Source organism: Pseudomonas sp. PDM05, assembly GCF_014851685.1.
Taxonomy (GTDB): Bacteria; Pseudomonadota; Gammaproteobacteria; order Pseudomonadales; family Pseudomonadaceae; genus Aquipseudomonas.
Window position 1 is genome coordinate 167,152 of the sequence record NZ_JACVAC010000008.1, and the last position, 20,426, is coordinate 187,577.

The window sequence follows — 20,426 nt, forward strand, 5'->3', positions numbered from 1 at the left end:
CTGAAAGACCGGTCGATAAAGGATTTCAACTGATTTAACCTTACAACGAGTTTTTCACTATAGCTTCACAAACTGACTACAGTGTCAGCACGAAGATCGCCGCCCATCGATATAAGGAATTTGGACATGGGGTTTCTCAAAACCGCGCCTATGCGCTATTTGCTGCTTGTAACCGGGGCCTGGCTCCTGGTTTTCCTGCTCACGCGTGGCGTGTTGCTCATCACTCACCTCGATGAAGTCAGCGGCAACCTGCTGCCGGTGTTTGGTGTGGGCCTGCTGTACGACCTGGGTTTCCTCGCCTACGCCGCCCTGCCGCTGGGCCTGTATCTGCTGCTCTGCCCGCCTGCGCTGTGGCGCCGCCGTGGCCATCGCTGGTTCCTGCAAGCGGTGCTCAGCGTCAGCCTGTTCGCGATGCTGTTTACCTCGGTGGCCGAGTGGCTGTTCTGGGATGAATTCGGCGTGCGCTTCAACTTTATTGCCGTCGATTACCTGGTGTATTCCGACGAGGTCTTGAACAACCTGCTGGAGTCCTACCCGATCGGCAAACTGCTCAGCCTGCTGGCGATGCTCGCGATTGTGTTGAGCCTGGTCCTGCGCAAGCCGTTCAACGCGGCGATGAACGCGCCGCTGCCGCCACTGCGTGGGCGCCTGGTGACTGCGTTGAGCCTGCTGGTCATCACGGGCCTGAGCCTGCAATTGATCAGCCAGGACAGCCCGCGCACCCAAGGCGGCAATGCCTACAACAACGAACTGGCCAGCAACGGCCCGTATCAGTTTTTCGCCGCCTTCCGCAACAACGAGCTGGACTACCCGCAGTTCTACAAAACACTGCCGGCAGATGTAGTCGCCCAGCAATTGCGGGCCGAACTCAGCGAGCCCAATGCACGCTTCATCGGCAAAGACCCGCTGGATATTCGCCGCGCCATCGACAACCCCGGCACGCTGCGCAAACCCAACATCGTGCTGGTGACCATCGAAAGCTTCAGCGCCAAGTACATGGGCAGCAACGGCGATGAACGCAACCTGACGCCCAACCTCGACGCCCTGCGCAAGCAAAGCCTGTACTTCAACAACTTCTACGCCACCGGCACTCGCACCGACCGCGGCCTGGAAGCGATCACCCTGGCGATCCCTCCGACGCCCGGCCGCTCGATCGTCAAGCGCATTGGCCGCGAAAGCGGTTTCGCCAGCCTCGGCCAGCAACTCAGTGCCATTGGCTACGACAGCGTGTTCGTCTATGGCGGGCGCGGTTACTTCGACAACATGAACGCGTTTTTCAGCGGCAACGGTTATCGGGTAGTGGACCAGAGCAGCGTGCCGGAAGCGGAAATCTCGTTTAAAAACGCCTGGGGCATGGCCGACGAAGATCTCTACAAACAAACCCTGAAACTGGCCGATGCCGACTACGCCAGGCAGCAACCGTTCTTGCTGCAACTGATGACCACCTCCAACCACCGCCCCTACACCTACCCGGACGGGCGCATCGACATCAAGTCCGGCAACGGTCGTGACGGCGCAGTGAAATACACCGACCACGCCATCGGCGAATTCCTGCAGGCGGCGCGCCAGAAACCCTGGTTCGATAACACGATCTTCGTGTTCGTCGCCGACCACACCGCCGGCAGCGCGGGCAAGGAAGACCTGCCCATCACCAACTACCAGATTCCGCTGTTCGTCTATGCACCCAAGCTGATCGACCCTCGGGAGTCCGCGCAACTGGCCAGCCAGATCGACCTTGCGCCGACGTTGTTGGGGTTGATCAACCTGAGCTACGAATCGACCTTCTTTGGCCGCAACCTGTTGCAGGACAACCCACTGCCACCGCGCGTGGTGGTCGGCAACTATCAGCACCTGGGCTTGTTTGACGGTAAGGACCTGGCGATCCTCAGCCCACGCCAGGGCTTGCGCCGCCACGACCAGGCCCTGGGTGAGAGCCAGGAGTCGCGGGTGGGCAGCGATGATCCGTTGATCCAGCGAGCGATCACCTACTACCAGGCAGCCAGTTATGGGTTCAAGCAGCAGTTGTTGAGCTGGAAGGGCCCCAAGGATGCGACCCCGCAGTTGAGCGAACGCTAAGGCTGGCTTGTGGGGGGGCTGGCTTGTGTGGGAGCTGGCTTGCCTGCGATAAAGGCAACTCGGTGTATCAGTAGATACCGAGGCGATGCTATCGCAGGCAAGCCAGCTCCCACAGTTTGATGTGTGCATACAGTCTAGACACTGGCCACAAGCCACAAAAAAGCCCCGCCTGCATCACTGCAGGCGGGGCTTTTTCAGTGCGGGGGTAAGGCTGGCTTACATCATGCCGCCCATGCCACCCATGCCGCCCATGTCTGGCATACCGCCACCAGCGCCTTCAGCCTTTGGCTTGTCAGCAATCGCAACTTCGGTGGTCAGCAGCAGACCAGCGATAGAAGCAGCAGCCTGCAACGCCGAACGGGTTACTTTGGTTGGGTCCAGGATACCCATCTCAACCATGTCACCGTATTCGCTGGTCGCAGCGTTGTAACCGTAGTTACCTTTACCGTTCTTCACTTCGTTGACCACAACACTTGGCTCGTCGCCGCTGTTGGAAGCGATCTGACGCAGTGGAGATTCAACGGCACGACGCAGAACAGCGATACCGACGTTCTGGTCAGCGTTGTCGCCTTTGAGGTCAACCAGGGCTTCCAGAGCACGGATCAGCGCAACGCCACCGCCAGGTACCACGCCTTCTTCAACGGCTGCACGGGTAGCGTGCAGGGCGTCTTCAACGCGGGCTTTCTTCTCTTTCATTTCAACTTCGGAACCAGCGCCAACCTTGATCACTGCAACGCCGCCGGACAGCTTGGCCAGACGCTCTTGCAGTTTTTCACGGTCGTAGTCGGACGAAGTTTCGGCAACCTGGGCGCGGATCTGGGTGATGCGCGACTGGATGTCCTGCTCAACGCCAGCACCGTCAACGATGATGGTGGCTTCCTTGGAGATGGTCACGCGCTTGGCGCTGCCCAGGTTTTCCAGGGTGGCGCTTTCCAGGCTCAGGCCGATCTCTTCGGAGATAACGGTACCGCCGGTCAGAACGGCGATGTCCTGCAGCATGGCCTTGCGACGGTCGCCGAAGCCTGGAGCCTTGACGGCTGCGACTTTAACGATGCCACGCATGTTGTTCACAACCAGAGTCGCCAGGGCTTCGCCTTCAACGTCTTCGGAAACGATCAGCAGTGGACGGCCGGCTTTGGCAACGGCTTCCAGCACTGGCAGCATTTCGCGGATGTTCGAGATCTTTTTGTCGACCAGCAGGATCAGCGGGCTTTCCAGCTCGGCAACCATGGTGTCTGGCTTGTTGACGAAGTACGGGGACAGGTAGCCACGGTCGAACTGCATGCCTTCTACAACCGACAGTTCGTTTTCCAGGCCAGTGCCTTCTTCAACGGTGATCACGCCTTCTTTACCGACTTTTTCCATGGCTTCGGCAATGATGTCGCCGATGGAGCTGTCGGAGTTGGCAGAGATAGTACCTACCTGAGCGATAGCCTTGGTGTCAGCGCATGGCTTGGACAGGTTTTTCAGCTCGGCAACAACGGCGATGGTCGCCTTGTCGATACCGCGCTTGAGGTCCATCGGGTTCATGCCGGCAGCGACGGCTTTCAGGCCTTCGTTGACGATCGACTGAGCCAGTACGGTGGCGGTGGTGGTGCCGTCGCCTGCGTCATCGTTGGCACGGGAGGCAACGTCTTTGACCAGCTGCGCGCCCATGTTTTCGAAACGGTCTTCCAGTTCGATTTCTTTGGCGACGGAAACGCCGTCCTTGGTGATGGTCGGAGCGCCGAAGCTCTTCTCGATGATCACGTTACGGCCTTTAGGGCCCAGGGTCGCTTTTACTGCGTCAGCCAGGATGTTGACACCGGTGAGCATTTTCTTACGGGCGGAGTCGCCGAATTTAACTTCTTTAGCAGCCATGATCGATATTCCTTAAATACTTTGTAGTAACGGGAAAATGAGCGGGGAAATCAGTCTTCCAGAACGGCGAGAATCTCGTTCTCAGCCATAACCAGCAGGTCTTCGCCGTCGACTTTCACAGTGTTGCTGCCGGAGTAAGGACCGAATACAACCTTGTCACCGACTTTAACTGCCAGCGCACGAACATCACCGTTTTCCAGAGTCTTGCCTGGGCCTGCAGCGACGATCACACCGTGGTTGGCTTTTTCAGCAGCCGAACCTGGCAGAACGATACCGCCGGCGGTTTTCTTTTCTTCTTCGCTGCGCTTGATAACGACGCGGTCGTGCAGAGGACGAAGCTTGCTCATTGTCGATCTCTCCTAATTGTGTTTTTCATCGGCCGGTATCAGTACCGGCGGGTTGTATTCCGGCTGTGCCGGTCGCGTCTCGCCAAGCAAGACGCGGAAGTCTGTCTGGTGTTGCCACCAGAAACCTTGCGGTGACCGTTACATAAGGGCGTACAAGCCGATTACAAGGGGCCTCGGCGGAAATTTTTTACGTGTGCCGACGGCTGAAAGCAACACGGCACCCGAAGGTGCCGTGCCAAAGAAGCGGTTATTTGCTGTCGCGATGTTCGAACTCGCCTTCGATCACATCCCCTTCACGCCCCAGCGGTTGGCGCGGGGCCGGGCCGCCACGGGGTTGCAGGTCGTCGGCGAAAGCCCGCTGGCGCAGCGCTGCCTCTTCGGCGCGCTGGCGCATCTTGCCGGCAAGCAACTTGCGCGAGAACGGCAACAGCAACACCAGGCCAACGACGTCGCTGACGAAACCCGGCAGGATCAACAAGCCGCCGGCCAGGGCCATCATCAGGCCTTCAAGCATGGTCTGGGCTGGCAGCTCGCCACGGTTCAAGCTCTCACGGGCACGCAGCGCAGTGGCCAGGCCGGCGACGCGCAGCACCAGCACGCCAAGCATCGAGCCGAGAATGATCAGCAGCAGCGCCGGGAAAAACCCGATGGCTCCGCTGACCTGAACGAAGACGAACAGCTCCAACACTGGAAATAGCAGAAAGAGCAATAAAAAAGGGCGCATCAAATGGTTCCTCAACGCAAGAATGCCTTGCTAGTCCACCTTAGATGACGTCGCCGTTTCGTGAATTCAAGCGCTGGCCACTGTTTTTTTCGGCCAGACCTCGGCGTGAGCCAATGAAACCAAGGCTTCGCGCACTTGTGTCGGCGTATTGCAAGACTCCGCGAAGGGCAACCAATGCAACGACTGGCCGATACGCAGGTGCATGCCTTCGCTGTCGATGCCGGCCAGTTGCGCAGGTTCGGAGGTAGGCAAGCCGGCCAAGGCGACATAGTGGGCGATGGCCTTGGCGTGGTCGCTGTTCATGTGCTCGATCATGCTGCGCTCGGCCTTGCCGGCGAACGGGTTGGCCAGGGTGAGTTGATCAACCCAATGAATCGCGCCAAATCCGCCGATGTAGCGATGACGCACGGGCTTGAGCACCCAGAAGTCGAAGTCGTGAGCCTTGTGGTAGTTGGCCGAGTCGGGAAAGTAACGGTAATAACGCTCTGCCGCCGCTTCGATCGCCGCCGGGTCGTCGATCTTTTCGGCCTCGGCCAGGTAGGTCAGGCGCCCCACTGCTTGCACGTCGTCCGCCTCGCGCTCGCCGACCAGCAGCGAGCACTTGGGGTCTTTTTGCAGGTTATGAGTGTGCTGGGCAATGCGGCTGATCAGGATCAGCGGGCGGCCCTGCTCGTCCAGGCAGTACGGCACCACGGAGCCGAAGGGAAAACCGGGCATGGCCTTCGATTGTGTGGCGAGAGCCCCACGGTATTCCTTGAGCAACAGCTCTCGGGCGTTCTTGGCAACCTGTGCGCTCAACGTATGACTCCTCGGGTATTCAGCCGCCCATGGCATATGGGAATGGATCTCAACACAAGGTAATCAATATCGGCGAAGGTTGCCAAGCGGGTTTTGTGCAGCCTTATTACCAGGCCACGCCGAAGCCGGCGGTATAGCGGGTCTTGCTCAGGCTGCTGTCGGAGTCGCCGCTGATGATGTCGCGCTCGGCCTTGAGGTTGAGGGACGCCCATTCGGTGACTTTGTAGCGCAGGCCCATTTCCGCATCCAGGGAATAATCGATCGGCCCGTCGATCGGCTTGCCCAATTCGCCCATGGTGAAGAACTCGACGGTCTTGCCCACCAGGTAGCGGTTGTAGTTCCACTTCATCGCTGCCGAGTAGAAATGGTCCTTGCCGCCCTCGGCATATTCATAATCGGTGCGGTTGATCAGCGAGCCGAGGGAGAACGCGCCCAGTTCATCATCCCAGAACTGGTAGCCCGGGCCTGTACCGACGGTGCGCTGGCGGGACAGGTCTTCAACCTTGTCGCGCTTGTAGGTTAAACGGCCCTGCCAGAACCAGTGTTCGGTGAGGAAGCGGTCCAGGTCATATTCCAGCGCCCAGTTGTCGGTGGTGGTCACGTCGTCCTGGAACTCGCGGTTGTACTCGCCCTGCCCGGTGTGGCGCCATTGGCCATGCCGCGCGCTGGTCTTGAAGTCGATGTCGTAGTCATTGGTGTCTTTCTCGGCGCGCTTGTAGTCCAGCGCCAGGTCGACATTGCCCTTCCATACCAGGTCTTCGATGACCGGCTTGGGCTTGATGATCTGCTGGATGCTGGCCAAATCGACCGTCTTCGGCGCCTCGCCGTTGGCCAGCACCACCTTGCCATCCTCTGCCGCCCTCAGGGACTTGGCCTTCTCGCCCGTGTAGGCATCCTGCTTGACCAGCAACTCCTGGTCGCTCTCCAGGGTCTTCACCTGCTTCCAGTCCACCGGGATGGCGCCTGCGTAGTCGGTCTGAATCAGCAGCTTGCCACCGTCGAAGACTTTGATCTTGCCGCTCAGGCGGTCACCGTTCTTCAACCAGACGGTGTCAGCCAGCAAGGGCGTGGAAGCACTGAAAACAGCAAGGCACAGCAGGGTTCTGGACAACATAAGCGGATTCGGAGCTCAGGATTGGCGAAAAGGGCGCGTTATCGTGTTAGATAGCTAGGACTGACTCAAGGATTTATATTGAGTTCAATTCTCATCGGCACGTTTACAGACGTTTCTTACAATAAGACCGATGTTTTCAACGGATGCGCCACAGTGAATCAACCCGCCGATACGCCGCAAAGCCCTGCCGAAATGCGCCGTACCGCGCTATACCTGACGCTGGCCCAAGTGCCTGAAGGTTGCGTGGTGAGCTACGGTGAGCTGGCCCATCTGGCGGGTTTGGGCCGCGCCGCACGCTGGGTCGGACGCACCCTCAGCCAGTTGCCCGAAGACACGCGCCTGCCCTGGCATCGGGTGTTGGGTGCCGGCGGTCGGATAAGTCTGCCGGTGGGCAGCGCCTCGGGCGACGAACAACGTGCGCGTTTACGCAGCGAAGGTGTCAGTATCCTGAACAATCGCGTGGATATTCAGCGTCATGGCTGGCGCCCGGTAGAGCACAGCGGTTAGAGTGCGCGCTTTGTTTCCGCAAACCTGAGGCAGACTCCAGCCCATGCCCCGTAAAACCTGGCGCGCCGCGCTCGCTGCCTATGCCAGCCCCTCGACGTTGGTCCTGTTGTTGCTCGGCTTTGCCGCCGGCCTGCCTTACATGTTGGTGTTCTCGACGCTTTCTGTGTGGTTGCGTGAGGCCGGAGTGGCTCGCGAAACCATCGGCTATGCGAGCCTGATCGGTTTGGCCTACGCCTTTAAATGGGTCTGGTCGCCACTGCTCGACCAATGGCGCCTGCCGCTGCTGGGCAAACTCGGACGTCGTCGTTCCTGGCTGGTATTGGCCCAGTCGCTGGTGATCCTCGGATTGATCGGCATGGGTTTCTGCGACCCGCAGAAACACTTGTCCTGGCTGATCGCCATCGCGGTCGTGGTGGCCTTCGCGTCCGCCACCCAAGACATTGCCGTCGACGCCTACCGCCTGGAAATCGCCGACGACACCCGCCAGGCCGCCCTGGCCGCCAGCTACATGTCCGGCTACCGCATCGCCGCCCTGCTGGCCACGGCCGGCGCACTGTTCTTTGCCGAAGGTTTCGGCTCTACCGGGTTCAACTATCAACACTCGGCGTGGCTCGGCACCTATGTGCTGTTTGGCGTGCTGATGGTGCCTGCGCTGCTGACCACCCTGTTCATGCGTGAACCGAACGTGCCACTGCGCACACAGTTGCAAGCCGGACGCTACAGTTTTGTGCACCAGCTGGTCTCGGTATTCGTGCTGATCGTGCTGTTGGTGTCGGTGCCGGCGATGTTCACCCAGCTGTACAACACCGATTTCGACAGCGTGCTGTTCCACGGCATGAGCGTGTGGGACCTGCTGATGGACGACCGCGCGTTCCTGCGCGCCATCCTCTATATCACCCTCACCGCCTTGTGCCTGTCAGCCATGGGCCGTCGCGGCCTGGCGCCGGTGCTGACGCCGGTCAACGACTTTATCCTGCGTTACCGCTGGCAGGCGCTGCTGCTGCTCGGGCTGATTGCCACCTATCGCATGTCCGACACGGTGATGGGCGTGATGGCCAACGTGTTCTACATCGACCAGGGCTTCACCAAGGACCAGATCGCCGGAGTCAGCAAGATCTTCGGCCTGATCATGACCCTGCTCGGCGCCGGTATGGGCGGCTTGCTGATTGTGCGGTTCGGTATCCTGCCGATCCTGTTCATCGGCGGGATCGCCTCGGCCGGCACCAACCTGCTGTTCGTGATGCTTGCCGACATGGGCCCGGACCTGCAGATGCTGATCTTCACCATCTCCCTGGATAACTTCAGTTCCGGCCTCGCCACTTCGGCGTTCGTGGCCTATCTGTCGAGCCTGACCAACCTCAAGTTCTCCGCCACACAATATGCGCTGCTCAGCTCGATCATGCTGCTGCTGCCACGCCTGATCGGCGGGTACTCGGGGGTGATGGTGGAGAAGTTCGGCTATCACAACTTCTTCCTGATTACCTGCATGCTGGGCGTGCCAACGCTGTTTCTGATCGCGTTGCACTGGTTCCAGGAGAATCGACGGATTCGGTTGAACCCGCCGGTAGAAGACTGAACCTGTGGGAGCGGGCTTGCTCGCGAATGGGGTGGGTCAGTAACGGATTTAGCGCCTGACACTGCGCATTCGCGGGCAAGCCCGCTCCCACATCCCCCTCTGCGTTCGGATGCCTGTACTCCGACAGCTTGCGCCCGTACAATCCCAAGTCATTTCAAGTCCAAGCAACCGACAACGGCCTACCATGCGTACCAGTCAATATTTGCTCGCCACACAGAAAGAAACGCCTTCCGACGCGGTCGTGATCAGCCATCAACTGATGCTGCGTGCCGGTATGATCCGCAAACTGGCCTCCGGCCTGTACACCTGGTTGCCCATGGGCTTGAAGGTGATGCGCAAGGTCGAAGCCATCGTTCGCGAAGAAATGAACGCCGCCGGCTCTCTGGAAGTGTTGATGCCGAGCACCCAACCGGCTGAGTTGTGGCAGGAATCCGGGCGCTGGGAAGAGTACGGCCCTGAGTTGCTGCGCTTCAAGGATCGTCACGGCCGCGACTTCTGCGCCGGCCCGACCCACGAAGAAGTGATCACCGACCTGATGCGCAACGAGCTGAGCAGCTACAAGCAGCTGCCGCTGAACCTGTATCAGATCCAGACCAAGTTCCGTGATGAGATCCGCCCACGCTTCGGCTTGATGCGCGGCCGCGAATTCATCATGAAGGACGCCTATTCGTTCCACGCTGACCAGGCGTCCTTGCAGGTCACCTACGACCGCATGCACCAGGCCTACTGCAACGTGTTCACGCGCCTGGGCCTGAAATTCCGCCCGGTTGAAGCGGACAACGGTTCCATCGGCGGCGCTGGTTCCCACGAGTTCCACGTGCTGGCCGAATCCGGCGAAGACGACATCGTGTTCAGCAACGGTTCCGACTACGCGGCGAACATCGAGAAAGCCGAAGCCGTGCCACGGGAAACGTCCCGCCCGGCGCCGGCCGAAGAACTGCGCCTGGTGGACACCCCGGATACCAAGACCATCGCGGCCCTGGTGGAGAAATTCAATCTGCCGATTGAAAAGACCATCAAGACCCTGATCGTGCGCGCCGAAGAAGAAGGCAAGCTGATCGCCCTGGTGATCCGTGGCGACCACGAACTCAACGAAATCAAGGCTGCCCAGCAACCTGGCGTGGCCAGCCCGCTGGTCATGGCCACCGATGCCGAACTGCGCGACGCCATCGGCGCCGGTGCCGGCTCCCTGGGGCCGCTGAACCTGCCGCTGCCGATCATCATCGACCGTTCGGTCGAGCTGATGAGCGACTTCGGTATCGGCGCGAACATCGACGACAAGCACTACTTCGGCGTGAACTGGGAACGTGACCTGCCGGTTCCGACCGTGGCCGACCTGCGTAATGTCGTCGCCGGCGACCCGAGCCCGGATGGCAAGGGCACCCTGGAAATCAAGCGCGGCATCGAAGTCGGGCACATCTTCCAGCTGGGCAACAAATACAGCCAGGCGATGAACTGCAAAGTGCTGGGCGAGAACGGCAAGCCGGTGATCCTGGAAATGGGCTGCTATGGCATCGGCGTTTCCCGCGTGGTTGCCGCTGCCATCGAGCAGAACAACGACGAAAACGGCATCATCTGGAGCGACACCCTGGCGCCGTTCCAGATCGCCCTGGTCCCCCTGCGTTATGAGACCGAGCTGGTACGCGAAGCCACCGACAAACTGTATGCCGAGCTGACGGCCGCCGGTTTTGAAGTATTGCTGGATGACCGGGACAAGAAAACCAGCCCGGGCATCAAGTTCGCCGACATGGAACTGATTGGCATCCCGCACCGGATCGTGGTCAGTGACCGTGGCCTGGCCGATGGCAATCTGGAATACAAGAGCCGGACCGAAGCCGAAGCCCAACCGTTGCCGGTGGCTGACGTGCTGTCTTTCCTTCAGGCGCGTATTCGTCGCTGAAAACCAGATCAAGAGAAGTCATGTTCAAGCGAAACACCAGAGCCCTGGGGGGCGCCGCCTTGTGCGGCGCCCTGCTGGTCAGCGGCTGCGCCAACCAGATGTCGCAACGCAGTGAGCACGAGGAGCGGGTCGAGCGTAAGTTGCTCGACCACAGCCTGCAGATTGATGTAGGCGAACCCAAAGTGCTGGAGCTGCCGCAACGCCGGGTCCGGATTCACGAGCAGAAGACCTTTGAGGTCACCGAGTTCGAAGTCACCCGTCGTTATGACCGCTACACCCCCTACCAGCCCTGGCGCAAACTCTATGAGATGCCTTTGGGTGCCGTCGCCCTGGTGGCCGGCGCGGGCGCCAACGTGGTGAATATCTTCGCCCTTGGCAACTTGCCGGCCAGCGTGACCCGCGACTGGCTCACCTACGGCGTGGACGGCCTCAACCCGTTCATGAACGTGCAATCCCACGGCCGTGCGCAACAGAACCTGGCGGGTATCGATGAAGTCCAGCGCGACAAGCGCGTGGAGTATTCGAGCCTGCCCTGGAGCGAACGTCCGGTACAGGTTACCGCTGGCAAGCAAACCCATGAGTTGACCACCGACCGTAACGGCGTCCTGCGCCTGAACCTGCTGGACAGCCCATTTGCCGAGCAAGACCTGAACCGCGTCACCACCCTGAAAATCAGTGTGGAAGATGGCCAGGACGACGTGCATTCGGACTCGACCCTGGCGATCAGCAGCAACCTGCGCGGCAAGTTGCTCGAAGCCCACGGCCTGATCTATGACGACCTGGAGGATGACGAAGTGAACCAGTGGGTGCACCGAGTCAAACGCCTGTCGGAGTTGGGCCTGGAGGAAGAAGCCAGCGAGCTGGAACAAAGCCTGATCGAACTGACGCGCAATGACCCCGAGTTGCAGCAGGAGTTTTTGCAGGCGTTGACCAAGGATGCGGGGCGGTTGGTGGCGGACCCTGGGGCTCGCTAAAACTTTAAGACAGCTAAATATCAAAAATGTGGGAGCGGGCTTGCCCGCGATTGCGGTGAGCCAGCTTGCATATAACTGGCTGATCCACCGCTATCGCAGGCAAGCCAGCTCCCACAGTTCTATCCGGTTTTTACCAGGAAAATTCGAGTTGTTCATTGCCGCTGCTCAGATCCAGCAAGCGCACCCCAATCCCCAACAACCGCACCGGCTTCCCACCCCGATTAAACGCCTGCGTCAGCAGCTGTTGATAACTCTCCAGATCCCGCCCTGCCCCCGCCTGCTCCAAAGTAGTCTGGGTAAAGTCATGAAACTTCACCTTGACGAACGGCTTGCCCGCACGATAACTGCTGTCGATACGCGCCATGCGCCCAGCCAGGGTTTCCATCAGTTCAGGCAGTTTTGCCAGGCAGCTTGAGAGATCCGGCAGGTCCACATCGTAGGTGTTTTCCACACTGATCGATTGCCGGCGACTGTCGTTCTGCACTGCCCGGTCATCAATCCCACGGGCCAGGCTCCAGAGCCGCTCGCCAAAACTGCCGAATTCGCGCACCAGTGCCAGCTTGTTCCATTCCCGCAGTTGCAGACAATCCTCGATACCCAGGCGTGCCAGCTTGTCGGCGGTGACCTTGCCCACACCGTGCAACTTGCTCACCCGTAGCTGCGAGACAAAGTCTTCGACCTGGTCGGGGGTAATCACAAACAGGCCGTTGGGCTTCTTCCAGTCACTGGCGATCTTGGCCAGGAATTTGTTCGGCGCTACGCCTGCGGACACGGTGATGTGCAGCTGGTTGGAAACCCGGCGGCGAATGTCCTGGGCGATACGCGTGGCACTGCCGCCAAAGTGTGGGCTATCAGAGACATCCAGGTAGGCCTCATCCAGCGACAGCGGTTCGATCAGGTCGGTGTAGTCACGAAAGATCGTCTGGATTTCCTTCGACGCTTCCTTATAGGCGTCCATGCGCGGCTTGACGATGGTCAGGTCCGGGCAGAGCTTCAGGGCGTGGCGTGAAGACATGGCCGAACGCACGCCATAGGCCCGGGCTTCGTAGTTGCAGGTGGCGATCACCCCTCGCCTGTCTGCCGAGCCACCGACCGCCAGCGGCTTTTGCGCCAGGCTCGGGTCATCACGCATCTCGATGGCAGCGTAGAAGCAATCACAGTCGACGTGGATGATTTTGCGTTGCGTCATATAAACAGAGGGTTGATTCAACGGATCGCCAGTATCGCACTCACCCCTGTATATAGCACCAGTAGTTTGAATCTTCCGCTTAAGCGGTAGGAAATATCCCAGATGAATTTATTTTCTCAATCGAATTCGGCATCCCAATAGAGCTGAAACCCTCGGCCACACTGGCCTGGAGCGCTTCCAGAGGCCTTCATGGAGAACTAAGCGATTGAACCACAAGCGCTTTTCTTCAATTCAGCGGTTGACACCCCAGCGATCCTCTGTAGAATGCCGACACACAGACGCGGGATGGAGCAGTCTGGTAGCTCGTCGGGCTCATAACCCGAAGGTCGTCGGTTCAAATCCGGCTCCCGCAACCAAACATCAAAAAAGGCTACTCGAAAGAGTGGCCTTTTTTGTGCGCGCCTGTTTTGGGTATGTATGAAAATTGTAAGACAAAAAAGTCTTTCCCCATCGCGCACTTACCGCGCACGGCCAACCGATGACCGTCAATTCACACTTATTTGACCCATTAGTTGATTAACGGTTGACACCCCGCCGCTTGGCTGTAGAATGCCGCCCACAGACGCGGGATGGAGCAGTCTGGTAGCTCGTCGGGCTCATAACCCGAAGGTCGTCGGTTCAAATCCGGCTCCCGCAACCAAACATCAAAAAAGGCTACTCGAAAGAGTGGCCTTTTTTGTATCCGGTGAAAAAGTTCTTCTGAAACAATGACATGGCATCTTTCATGAAACCGTACACGGTTTGTAGAGTCCATTTCATCGCACGCTATGCTTAATCCTCTACGACCAATGGCCGCAGTCGCCGCCCCCGGCGATACGCGTTAATATTTGTAATTATTTTGTCCATAGGGATTGGTAACTTGGCTGGATACCTCCATCCTGTCGCGCACAATCCACGAGGTGATTGATGCGCGCCAACTCGTCTGAACCACAAGACACCGTCACAGCAGAACAACCGATCACTCCCACCCGTTTGCGCTGGCTGGATCTGTTGAGCAAATACCGCCAACCCATCGGATTGGCCGTCACCCTGTTGCTGTTTGCTATCGCCCTGATCGCTTGCCGACACTTGCTGCTGGAACTGGATCTCTACGCTCTCCACGACTCGATCCTGGAAGTGCCCAAGCCTGCCCTGATGGGTGCGTTTGCCGCAGCGGTGGCCGGGTTCGTCATTCTGCTGGGCTACGAATTCTCCGGCGCACGCTATGCCGGGGTGAAGTTACCGGCCAAGACCCTGGCCCATGGCGGTTTCACCGCCTTTGCCATTGGCAACGCGATTGGCCTGTCGATGCTCTCCGGCGGCTCGGTGCGTTACCGCCTGTATGCTCGCCACGGTATTGGCGCTTCGGAAGTCGCCCGCATGACCGTGTTCGCCAGCCTGGCGCTCGGTTGTGCCCTGCCCCCTCTCGCCGCCCTGGCCACCTTGAGCAACCTGCCCGCCGCGGCCACGGCACTGAATTTGTCGCAAGGTTTGCTCGGCGGTGTCGCCGGTGCGGTGCTGCTGCTGTCGATCGCACTGTGCGTCGGCCTCTATCGCCGCCGCCTGCCGGAGCAACCGTTTGCCGACAACCTGCTGGTCAAGATCGGCCGTCGCACCCTGCGCCTGCCCGGCGCGCGTCTGACCTTCCTGCAACTGGTCATCACCGCACTCGACGTCGCCGCTGCCGCCACCGTCCTTTATATGCTGCTGCCGGAAGCGCCACCGTTTGGTCCGTTCCTGCTGGTGTACCTGCTGGCCCTGGCCGCCGGTGTGCTCAGCCATGTGCCGGGGGGTGTGGGGGTTTTCGAAGCCATCCTGCTCGCGGCCTTTGCCGATAAGCTCGGCGCCGCGCCGCTGGCCGCCGCTCTGCTGCTGTACCGCATGATCTACGTGGTGCTGCCGCTGCTGATCGCCTGCGTATTCCTGCTGGTCAACGAAGCCCAGCGCCTGTTCCAGACCCAGCAAAGCCTGCGGGTTGCCTCAGGCCTCGCGGCACCGGTGTTGGCCGTGCTGGTTTTTTTGTCCGGCGTGGTCCTGCTGTTTTCCGGCGCCACGCCAGAAATCGACTCACGCCTGGAAAACATCGGCTTCCTGATTCCCCACCGCCTGATTGACGCCTCGCACTTTGGCGCCAGCCTGATCGGCGTGTTGTGCCTGCTGTTGGCCCAGGGCCTGCGTCGACGCCTGTCGGCCGCCTGGATGCTGACCATGGTGCTGTTGCTGGCGGGCGCCCTGCTCTCGCTGCTCAAAGGCTTCGATTGGGAAGAAGCCAGCTTGATGACCATGACCGCGATCCTGCTGGCGATCTTCCGACGCTCGTTCTATCGCGCCAGCCGCCTCACCGAACTGCCGTTCTCGCCGCTGTACCTGGTGGCCAGCGTCTGTGTGCTCGGGGCGTCGATCTGGCTGCTGCTGTTCGCTTACCAGGACGTACCGTACAGCCATCAGCTGTGGTGGCAGTTCACCCTGGACGCCAACGCCCCCCGCGGCCTGCGCTCGCTGCTGGGCGCCGCCGTGTTGCTGGTGATTGTGTCCCTGACCTGGCTGCTGCGTACTGCGCGCCCGGTGATCCACCTGCCGACACCTGACGAACTGGAGCGCGCCAGCAAGATCCTGATGGCCTCGTCCCAGCCCGACGGCGGCCTGGCGCTGACCGGCGACAAGGCGCTGCTGTTTCATCCCAATGATGAAGCTTTCCTCATGTACGCCCGTCGTGGCCGCAGCCTGGTAGCCTTGTACGATCCGATCGGCCCGACCCAACCTCGCGCCGAAATGATCTGGCAATTCCGTGACCTATGCGACATCCACCACGCCCGCCCGGTGTTCTATCAGGTGCGTGCGGAAAACCTGCCGTACTACATGGACATCGGCCTGACCGCGATCAAACTGGGCGAGGAAGCCCGCGTCGACCTGAAACGCTTTGACCTGGAAGCCAAGGGCAAAGAGATGAAGGACCTGCGCTACACCTGGAACCGTGGCACCCGGGACGGCCTGTCCCTGGAGATCCATGAACCGGGCACCGCGCCGATGGATGAGCTCAAAGTCATTTCCGACGCCTGGCTGACCGGCAAGAACGTGCGGGAAAAGGGTTTTTCCCTGGGCCGTTTCAGCGACGACTACCTCAAGCACTTTCGCATTGCGATCATTCGCTTCGAAGGGCGCCCGGTGGCCTTCGCCAACCTGCTCGAGACGTACAACCATGACCTGGCCAGCCTCGACCTGATGCGTGCCCACCCGGACGCACCCAAGTTGACCATGGAGTTCATGATGGTCGGCCTGATTCAACACTATAAGAGTCATGGCTACGCCCGCTTCAGCCTCGGCATGGTGCCGTTGTCGGGCCTGCAGCCACGTCGCGGCGCACCGCTGACCCAGCGCCTGGGTTCGATGGTGTTCCGCCGTGGCGAGCAACTGTATAACTTCCAAGGTTTGCGCCGCTTCAAAGACAAGTTCCAGCCAGACTGGGAACCCCGTTACATGGCCGTGCCCGCAGGACTTGATCCGCTGGTGGCACTGGCCGATACCGCCGCCCTGATCGCGGGCGGCTTGACTGGATTGGTGAAACGCTGATGATTCGACGTTCCTGGCGGTATGTATTGGCCCTGGTAGTGCTGCTCGCCCTGGTCGCGGGCGCTGGCTTTTGGTACTGGAGCCGCCCTGCCCCGCAGCCGACCCTGGAGCAATTGCCCCAGGCCGACGGTTCGGCGATCACCCGCGTAACCCCGAACGGCACGCCAAAAGCTCGCGTAGCGGTGGCCGTGATGGCCGAAGAAACCCTGACCGACAGCCAACTGATTGCCCTGAGCCAGGGCGGCAAAGCACAAATCGTCCAAGTGATCCTGCCAAAGGATGACTGCAAGTTGCAGGAACAAGCGCTGCAAGGCGCCCTGGCCCAGCTCAAAGGCCCGGCCACCCTGGTCAGCGGCATCGGCCCTGGCGCAGCCCTCGCCTGGCGCTGGCTGGCGACACAGAACGACGACAAGGCCAATGCCATCTCCGTCGGTTTCGCCCTGGTGCAGGAAGGCTGCAAGGACCCACTGCCGAAAACTTCGGCCCACGGCAACTGGCTGGTGGCCTGGAACGATAACCCTGACGATGAAAGCGCCAGTTTCGTACGCGACACACCGCGCGCCACCACCAGCATCAGCGACTACGACATTCATTACCCGCAAGTGCTGAACAACGAGCTGCGTAAGCAACTGGTGGGCTCGGACAACGGCGGCCTGGCGATCCCGGTGGTCGAAGTGCCCGCTGGCCAGGCCAAGGACACCGTGACCCTGTTCCTCTCCGGTGACGGCGGCTGGCGCGACCTGGACCGTGACGTGGCCGGTGAAATGGCCAAGATCGGCTACCCGGTGGTCGGCATCGACACCCTGCGCTACTACTGGCAGCACAAGACCCCGGAACAAAGCGCCAAGGACCTCACCGAGCTGATGCAGCACTACCGGCAAAAATGGGGCACCAAGCGCTTCGTGCTGACCGGTTACTCGTTCGGTGCCGACGTGCTGCCAGCGATCTACAACCGCATGCCGGAAAACGAACAGCAACGGGTAGATGCGATCATCCTGCTGGCATTCGCCCGTACCGGCAGCTTTGAAATCGAAGTGGAAGGCTGGCTGGGCAACGCCGGCAAGGAAGCCGCGACCGGCCCGGAAATGGCCAAGCTGCCGCCGGAGAAGGTGGTGTGCATCTACGGTGCGGAAGAAGTCGACGAGAGTGGCTGCACCGACAAAACCGCTGTAGGCGAAGCCTTGAAGCTACCCGGTGGGCATCACTTTGATGAGAACTACCCGGCGCTGGCCAAGCGCTTGGTGGACATCATCGTCAAGCACCAGGCCAAGGCCGAGTAATCCTGCGCCATACGCAAAACCCAATGTGGGAGCGGGCTTGCTCGCGAAAGCGGTAGATCAGTCACAGCAACTTTGACTGACACTCCGTATTCGCGAGCAAGCCCGCTCCCACATTTGTTTCGTGGTGTGATTAAGGTCTAGCGTGGCTCGATGTGCGCAATCATCAGTTGCACCGTTTCATTGCCCCGAAATTCATTCACATCCAGCTTGTAGGCCAGCTCCACCCACTTCACCGTCGGATTCGGCCACACCTCGCGGTCCACCCCAAACGCAATGCCATCGAGCTTCACCGACCCGCATTCGCTCTTGAGCACCACCTTCAGGTGCCGCTCCCCTACCACGCGCTGTTCCACCAACTGAAACACCCCGTGAAACAACGGCTCGGGAAAGTGCTGCCCCCACGGGCCGGCGTGGCGCAAGGCGCGGGCCAGTTCCAGGTGAAACTCTTCGACTGCCAGGGTGCCATCGGACAGCAGGCGCCCGGTGAGGTCTTCTTCGCGCAGTTGCCGACGCACTTCAGCATCAAAGGCTTCGGCAAACAGTGGGAAATTTTCCTCGGGCAATGTCAGCCCCGCCGCCATGGCGTGGCCGCCGTATTTAGCGATCAGGTTGGGATGCTGGCTCGCGACCACCGCTAGCGCGTCGCGGATGTGAAAGCCCGGTACAGAGCGCCCTGAGCCCTTGAGCAAGCCATCACCGGCATCGGCGAAGGCGATGGTCGGGCGGAAGTAGCGCTCCTTCATGCGCGACGCCAGGATGCCAATCACGCCCTGGTGCCATTCCGGGTCGAACAGGCACAAACCGTACGGCATCGACTCCACCGGCAAGTCCTTGAGCTGGGCCAGGGCCTCGCGCTGCATGCCTTGTTCGATGGATTTGCGGTCCTGGTTCATGCCATCCAGTTGCACCGCCATTTCCCGCGCGGCGGCGAAGTCGGTGGTAAGCAGGCACTCGATGCCCAGGCTCATGTCATCCAGGCGTCCGGCTGCGTTGAGGCGTGGCCCGAGGATAAAGCCAAGGTCGGTGGAGGTGATGCGCGCCGCGTCGCGCTTGGCCACTTCGAGGATCGCCTTGATCCCTGGCCGCGCACGCCCGGCGCGGATACGCTCCAGGCCCTGGTGCACCAGGATGCGGTTGTTGGCGTCCAACGGCACCACGTCGGCCACGCTGCCCAGGGCCACCAGGTCGAGCAACTCGCCGATGTTCGGTTGGGGTTTGTTCTCGTACCAGCCCAGGCTGCGCAAACGCGCACGCAGGGCCATCAGCACGTAAAAGATCACCCCCACGCCGGCCAGGGCCTTGCTGGGGAACTCGCAACCTGGCTGGTTCGGGTTGACGATGGCATCCGCCGCCGGCAGCTCATCGCCCGGCAAGTGGTGGTCGGTGACCAACACTTGCAGCCCCGCCGCTTTCGCCGCCGCCACGCCTTCGACACTGGAAATGCCGTTGTCCACAGTGATCAGCAACTGCGGCTCGCGCTGCAAGGCCACGGCGACGATTTCCGGGGTCAGGCCGTAGCCGTATTCGAAGCGGTTGGGCACCAGGTAATCGACATGGGCCGCACCGAGCAAACGCAGGCCGAGGGTGCCCACGGTGCTGGCAGTGGCGCCATCGGCGTCAAAGTCGCCGACGATCAGGATGCGCTGGCGCTGTTCCAGGGCCGTCACCAGCAAATCCACCGCCGCGTCGATGCCCTTGAGCTGCTGATAGGGAATCAACCGCGCCAGGCTTTTATCCAGCTCGGCTTCGGACTGTACCCCGCGTGCGGCGTAGAGGCGGGTCAACAGCGGTGGCAGATCACCGAGAAACGGCAGGACGGCGGGCAACGGGCGGGGATCGATACGCATGGGGTGAGGAAGGCTTCTCTTCGATACAACGGTTAAACAGCAATAGTGAAAACGGCACAGGCCCTTTGTGGGAGCTGCCTGCTGCTGCAGGTTCAGCCGCGTTCGCCGACCAGCCATTGCAGCTGCACTTCGTGCTGGCCACGGTCGTCAGTCACGAACATCGTGCCTTCGCTGATCATCACGTCCCACTTGATAACGCGCGGCATGTCCTTGGCCAGGATCTCCAGGACGTCCTGCGGCACAGCTGCGATGTGCACGTTCTTCAGGTTGTTCGCCACCGGCACCACCTTGCCTTCCCACACACGCAGGCTGCCATAGGCCAGCAGGCTGGTGCGCTCGGTGCGGCGCGAGCACCAGGTCAGGCGGTCGGCATCAGGCTGGCCAACTTCGATCCAATGCAAAACCCGGTCATCCAGGCTTTTTTCCCACAGGGCTGGTTCGTCTACATCTGACAGGCCACGACCGAACGACAACTGTTCGTTGTACCAGAGGGCGTAGGCCAGCAGGCGCACGGTCATGCGCTCTTCGGTTTCCGAAGGATGCCGGGCGATGGTCTGTTTGACGCTCTCGTACACCGAACGATCGAGATCGGTGAGATTGAGTTCGAATTTGTAGGTCGTGGACGGCTGGGCCATGAACGGACTTCTAGAGACAGGGAAAGGCGGCCAGTCTAACCGATGGCGAG

Annotated in this window: 15 protein-coding genes and 2 tRNA genes; 9 read left to right on the forward strand and 8 right to left on the reverse strand. The window is 60.5% G+C overall.

Translation table 11 applies throughout. The annotated features are described in order from the left end of the window. Window positions 1–126: 126 nt before the first annotated feature. Window positions 127–2,076, forward strand: coding sequence for an LTA synthase family protein (locus IB241_RS17550; protein WP_192299502.1), 1,950 nt, complete (start codon window positions 127–129; stop codon window positions 2,074–2,076). A 216-nt stretch (window positions 2,077–2,292) separates the two neighbouring features. On the opposite strand, the gene groL is transcribed toward IB241_RS17550, so the two are convergent. From groL to IB241_RS17575, 5 genes are all read right to left on the reverse strand, one after another. Beyond that, window positions 2,293–3,936 carry a chaperonin GroEL gene (gene groL / locus IB241_RS17555; RefSeq protein WP_192299503.1) on the reverse strand — a complete coding sequence of 548 codons (1,644 nt, stop codon included), beginning with the start codon at window positions 3,934–3,936 and terminating at the stop codon, window positions 2,293–2,295. Between the two features lie 50 nt (window positions 3,937–3,986). Next, a complete protein-coding gene (gene groES / locus IB241_RS17560) occupies window positions 3,987–4,283 on the reverse strand; it encodes a co-chaperone GroES (protein WP_124525003.1) in 297 nt (98 codons plus the stop codon). Between the two features lie 247 nt (window positions 4,284–4,530). After that, the gene (locus IB241_RS17565; protein ID WP_192299504.1) at window positions 4,531–5,007 is read right to left on the reverse strand and encodes an FxsA family protein; all 477 of its coding nucleotides are present in this window, start codon (window positions 5,005–5,007) and stop codon (window positions 4,531–4,533) included. 66 nt (window positions 5,008–5,073) lie between these two features. Next, window positions 5,074–5,805, reverse strand: a complete 732-nt coding sequence (locus IB241_RS17570) for a HugZ family protein (RefSeq protein WP_192299505.1) — start codon at window positions 5,803–5,805, stop codon at window positions 5,074–5,076. 106 nt (window positions 5,806–5,911) lie between these two features. Beyond that, window positions 5,912–6,919, reverse strand: a complete 1,008-nt coding sequence (locus IB241_RS17575; protein ID WP_192299506.1) for a DUF481 domain-containing protein — start codon at window positions 6,917–6,919, stop codon at window positions 5,912–5,914. Between the two features lie 192 nt (window positions 6,920–7,111). On the opposite strand from IB241_RS17575, the gene IB241_RS17580 reads away from it, so the two are divergent. The 4 genes from IB241_RS17580 (at window position 7,112) to IB241_RS17595 (ending at window position 11,876) form a co-directional block, all read left to right on the forward strand. After that, window positions 7,112–7,426, forward strand: a complete 315-nt coding sequence (locus tag IB241_RS17580; RefSeq protein WP_017139745.1) for an MGMT family protein — start codon at window positions 7,112–7,114, stop codon at window positions 7,424–7,426. A 43-nt stretch (window positions 7,427–7,469) separates the two neighbouring features. Then, a complete protein-coding gene (locus IB241_RS17585) occupies window positions 7,470–9,002 on the forward strand; it encodes an AmpG family muropeptide MFS transporter (RefSeq protein WP_192299508.1) in 1,533 nt (510 codons plus the stop codon). A 184-nt stretch (window positions 9,003–9,186) separates the two neighbouring features. Continuing rightward, window positions 9,187–10,902 carry a proline--tRNA ligase gene (locus IB241_RS17590; RefSeq protein WP_192299509.1) on the forward strand — a complete coding sequence of 572 codons (1,716 nt, stop codon included), beginning with the start codon at window positions 9,187–9,189 and terminating at the stop codon, window positions 10,900–10,902. 20 nt (window positions 10,903–10,922) lie between these two features. After that, entirely contained in the window at window positions 10,923–11,876 is a 954-nt protein-coding gene (locus tag IB241_RS17595; RefSeq protein WP_192299510.1) for a hypothetical protein, read from the forward strand. Window positions 11,877–12,006: 130 nt separating this feature from the next. Here IB241_RS17595 and dinB read toward each other — a convergent pair whose 3' ends face one another. Continuing rightward, window positions 12,007–13,065 (reverse strand): DNA polymerase IV, encoded by a 1,059-nt coding sequence (gene dinB, locus IB241_RS17600; RefSeq protein WP_192299511.1) that lies wholly within the window; start codon window positions 13,063–13,065, stop codon window positions 12,007–12,009. Between the two features lie 279 nt (window positions 13,066–13,344). Between dinB and IB241_RS17605 the strand changes: the two genes are divergently transcribed. The 4 genes from IB241_RS17605 to IB241_RS17620 all read left to right on the forward strand — a co-directional run bounded on the left by IB241_RS17605 (window position 13,345) and on the right by IB241_RS17620 (window position 17,894). Beyond that, window positions 13,345–13,421 (forward strand) — tRNA-Met (locus IB241_RS17605). A gap of 207 nt (window positions 13,422–13,628) precedes the next feature. Next, window positions 13,629–13,705: transfer RNA gene (locus IB241_RS17610), tRNA-Met, on the forward strand. A 266-nt stretch (window positions 13,706–13,971) separates the two neighbouring features. Continuing rightward, window positions 13,972–16,614 carry a bifunctional lysylphosphatidylglycerol flippase/synthetase MprF gene (gene mprF / locus IB241_RS17615; protein WP_192299512.1) on the forward strand — a complete coding sequence of 881 codons (2,643 nt, stop codon included), beginning with the start codon at window positions 13,972–13,974 and terminating at the stop codon, window positions 16,612–16,614. Further along, window positions 16,614–17,894: a virulence factor family protein gene (locus tag IB241_RS17620; RefSeq protein WP_192299513.1), complete on the forward strand. Its 1,281-nt coding sequence runs from the start codon at window positions 16,614–16,616 to the stop codon at window positions 17,892–17,894. The genes mprF and IB241_RS17620 overlap by 1 nt, the downstream gene beginning before the upstream one ends. Before the next feature lie 137 nt (window positions 17,895–18,031). Here IB241_RS17620 and recJ read toward each other — a convergent pair whose 3' ends face one another. Then, window positions 18,032–19,741 (reverse strand): single-stranded-DNA-specific exonuclease RecJ, encoded by a 1,710-nt coding sequence (gene recJ / locus IB241_RS17625; protein WP_192299514.1) that lies wholly within the window; start codon window positions 19,739–19,741, stop codon window positions 18,032–18,034. A gap of 92 nt (window positions 19,742–19,833) precedes the next feature. Further along, entirely contained in the window at window positions 19,834–20,376 is a 543-nt protein-coding gene (locus IB241_RS17630; protein WP_192299515.1) for a YaeQ family protein, read from the reverse strand. Window positions 20,377–20,426 lie beyond the last annotated feature (50 nt).

What these genes read in the sequence shown, in the direction of transcription:
- IB241_RS17550 (WP_192299502.1), top strand. Translation starts at nt 127, where the DNA reads ATGGGGTTTCTCAAAACCGCGCCTATGCGCTATTTGCTGCTTGTAACC.
- groL (WP_192299503.1), bottom strand. Translation starts at nt 3,936, where the DNA reads ATGGCTGCTAAAGAAGTTAAATTCGGCGACTCCGCCCGTAAGAAAATG.
- groES (WP_124525003.1), bottom strand. Translation starts at nt 4,283, where the DNA reads ATGAGCAAGCTTCGTCCTCTGCACGACCGCGTCGTTATCAAGCGCAGC.
- IB241_RS17565 (WP_192299504.1), bottom strand. Translation starts at nt 5,007, where the DNA reads ATGCGCCCTTTTTTATTGCTCTTTCTGCTATTTCCAGTGTTGGAGCTG.
- IB241_RS17575 (WP_192299506.1), bottom strand. Translation starts at nt 6,919, where the DNA reads ATGTTGTCCAGAACCCTGCTGTGCCTTGCTGTTTTCAGTGCTTCCACG.
- IB241_RS17580 (WP_017139745.1), top strand. Translation starts at nt 7,112, where the DNA reads ATGCGCCGTACCGCGCTATACCTGACGCTGGCCCAAGTGCCTGAAGGT.
- IB241_RS17585 (WP_192299508.1), top strand. Translation starts at nt 7,470, where the DNA reads ATGCCCCGTAAAACCTGGCGCGCCGCGCTCGCTGCCTATGCCAGCCCC.
- IB241_RS17590 (WP_192299509.1), top strand. Translation starts at nt 9,187, where the DNA reads ATGCGTACCAGTCAATATTTGCTCGCCACACAGAAAGAAACGCCTTCC.
- IB241_RS17595 (WP_192299510.1), top strand. Translation starts at nt 10,923, where the DNA reads ATGTTCAAGCGAAACACCAGAGCCCTGGGGGGCGCCGCCTTGTGCGGC.
- dinB (WP_192299511.1), bottom strand. Translation starts at nt 13,065, where the DNA reads ATGACGCAACGCAAAATCATCCACGTCGACTGTGATTGCTTCTACGCT.
- mprF (WP_192299512.1), top strand. Translation starts at nt 13,972, where the DNA reads ATGCGCGCCAACTCGTCTGAACCACAAGACACCGTCACAGCAGAACAA.
- IB241_RS17620 (WP_192299513.1), top strand. Translation starts at nt 16,614, where the DNA reads ATGATTCGACGTTCCTGGCGGTATGTATTGGCCCTGGTAGTGCTGCTC.
- recJ (WP_192299514.1), bottom strand. Translation starts at nt 19,741, where the DNA reads ATGCGTATCGATCCCCGCCCGTTGCCCGCCGTCCTGCCGTTTCTCGGT.
- IB241_RS17630 (WP_192299515.1), bottom strand. Translation starts at nt 20,376, where the DNA reads ATGGCCCAGCCGTCCACGACCTACAAATTCGAACTCAATCTCACCGAT.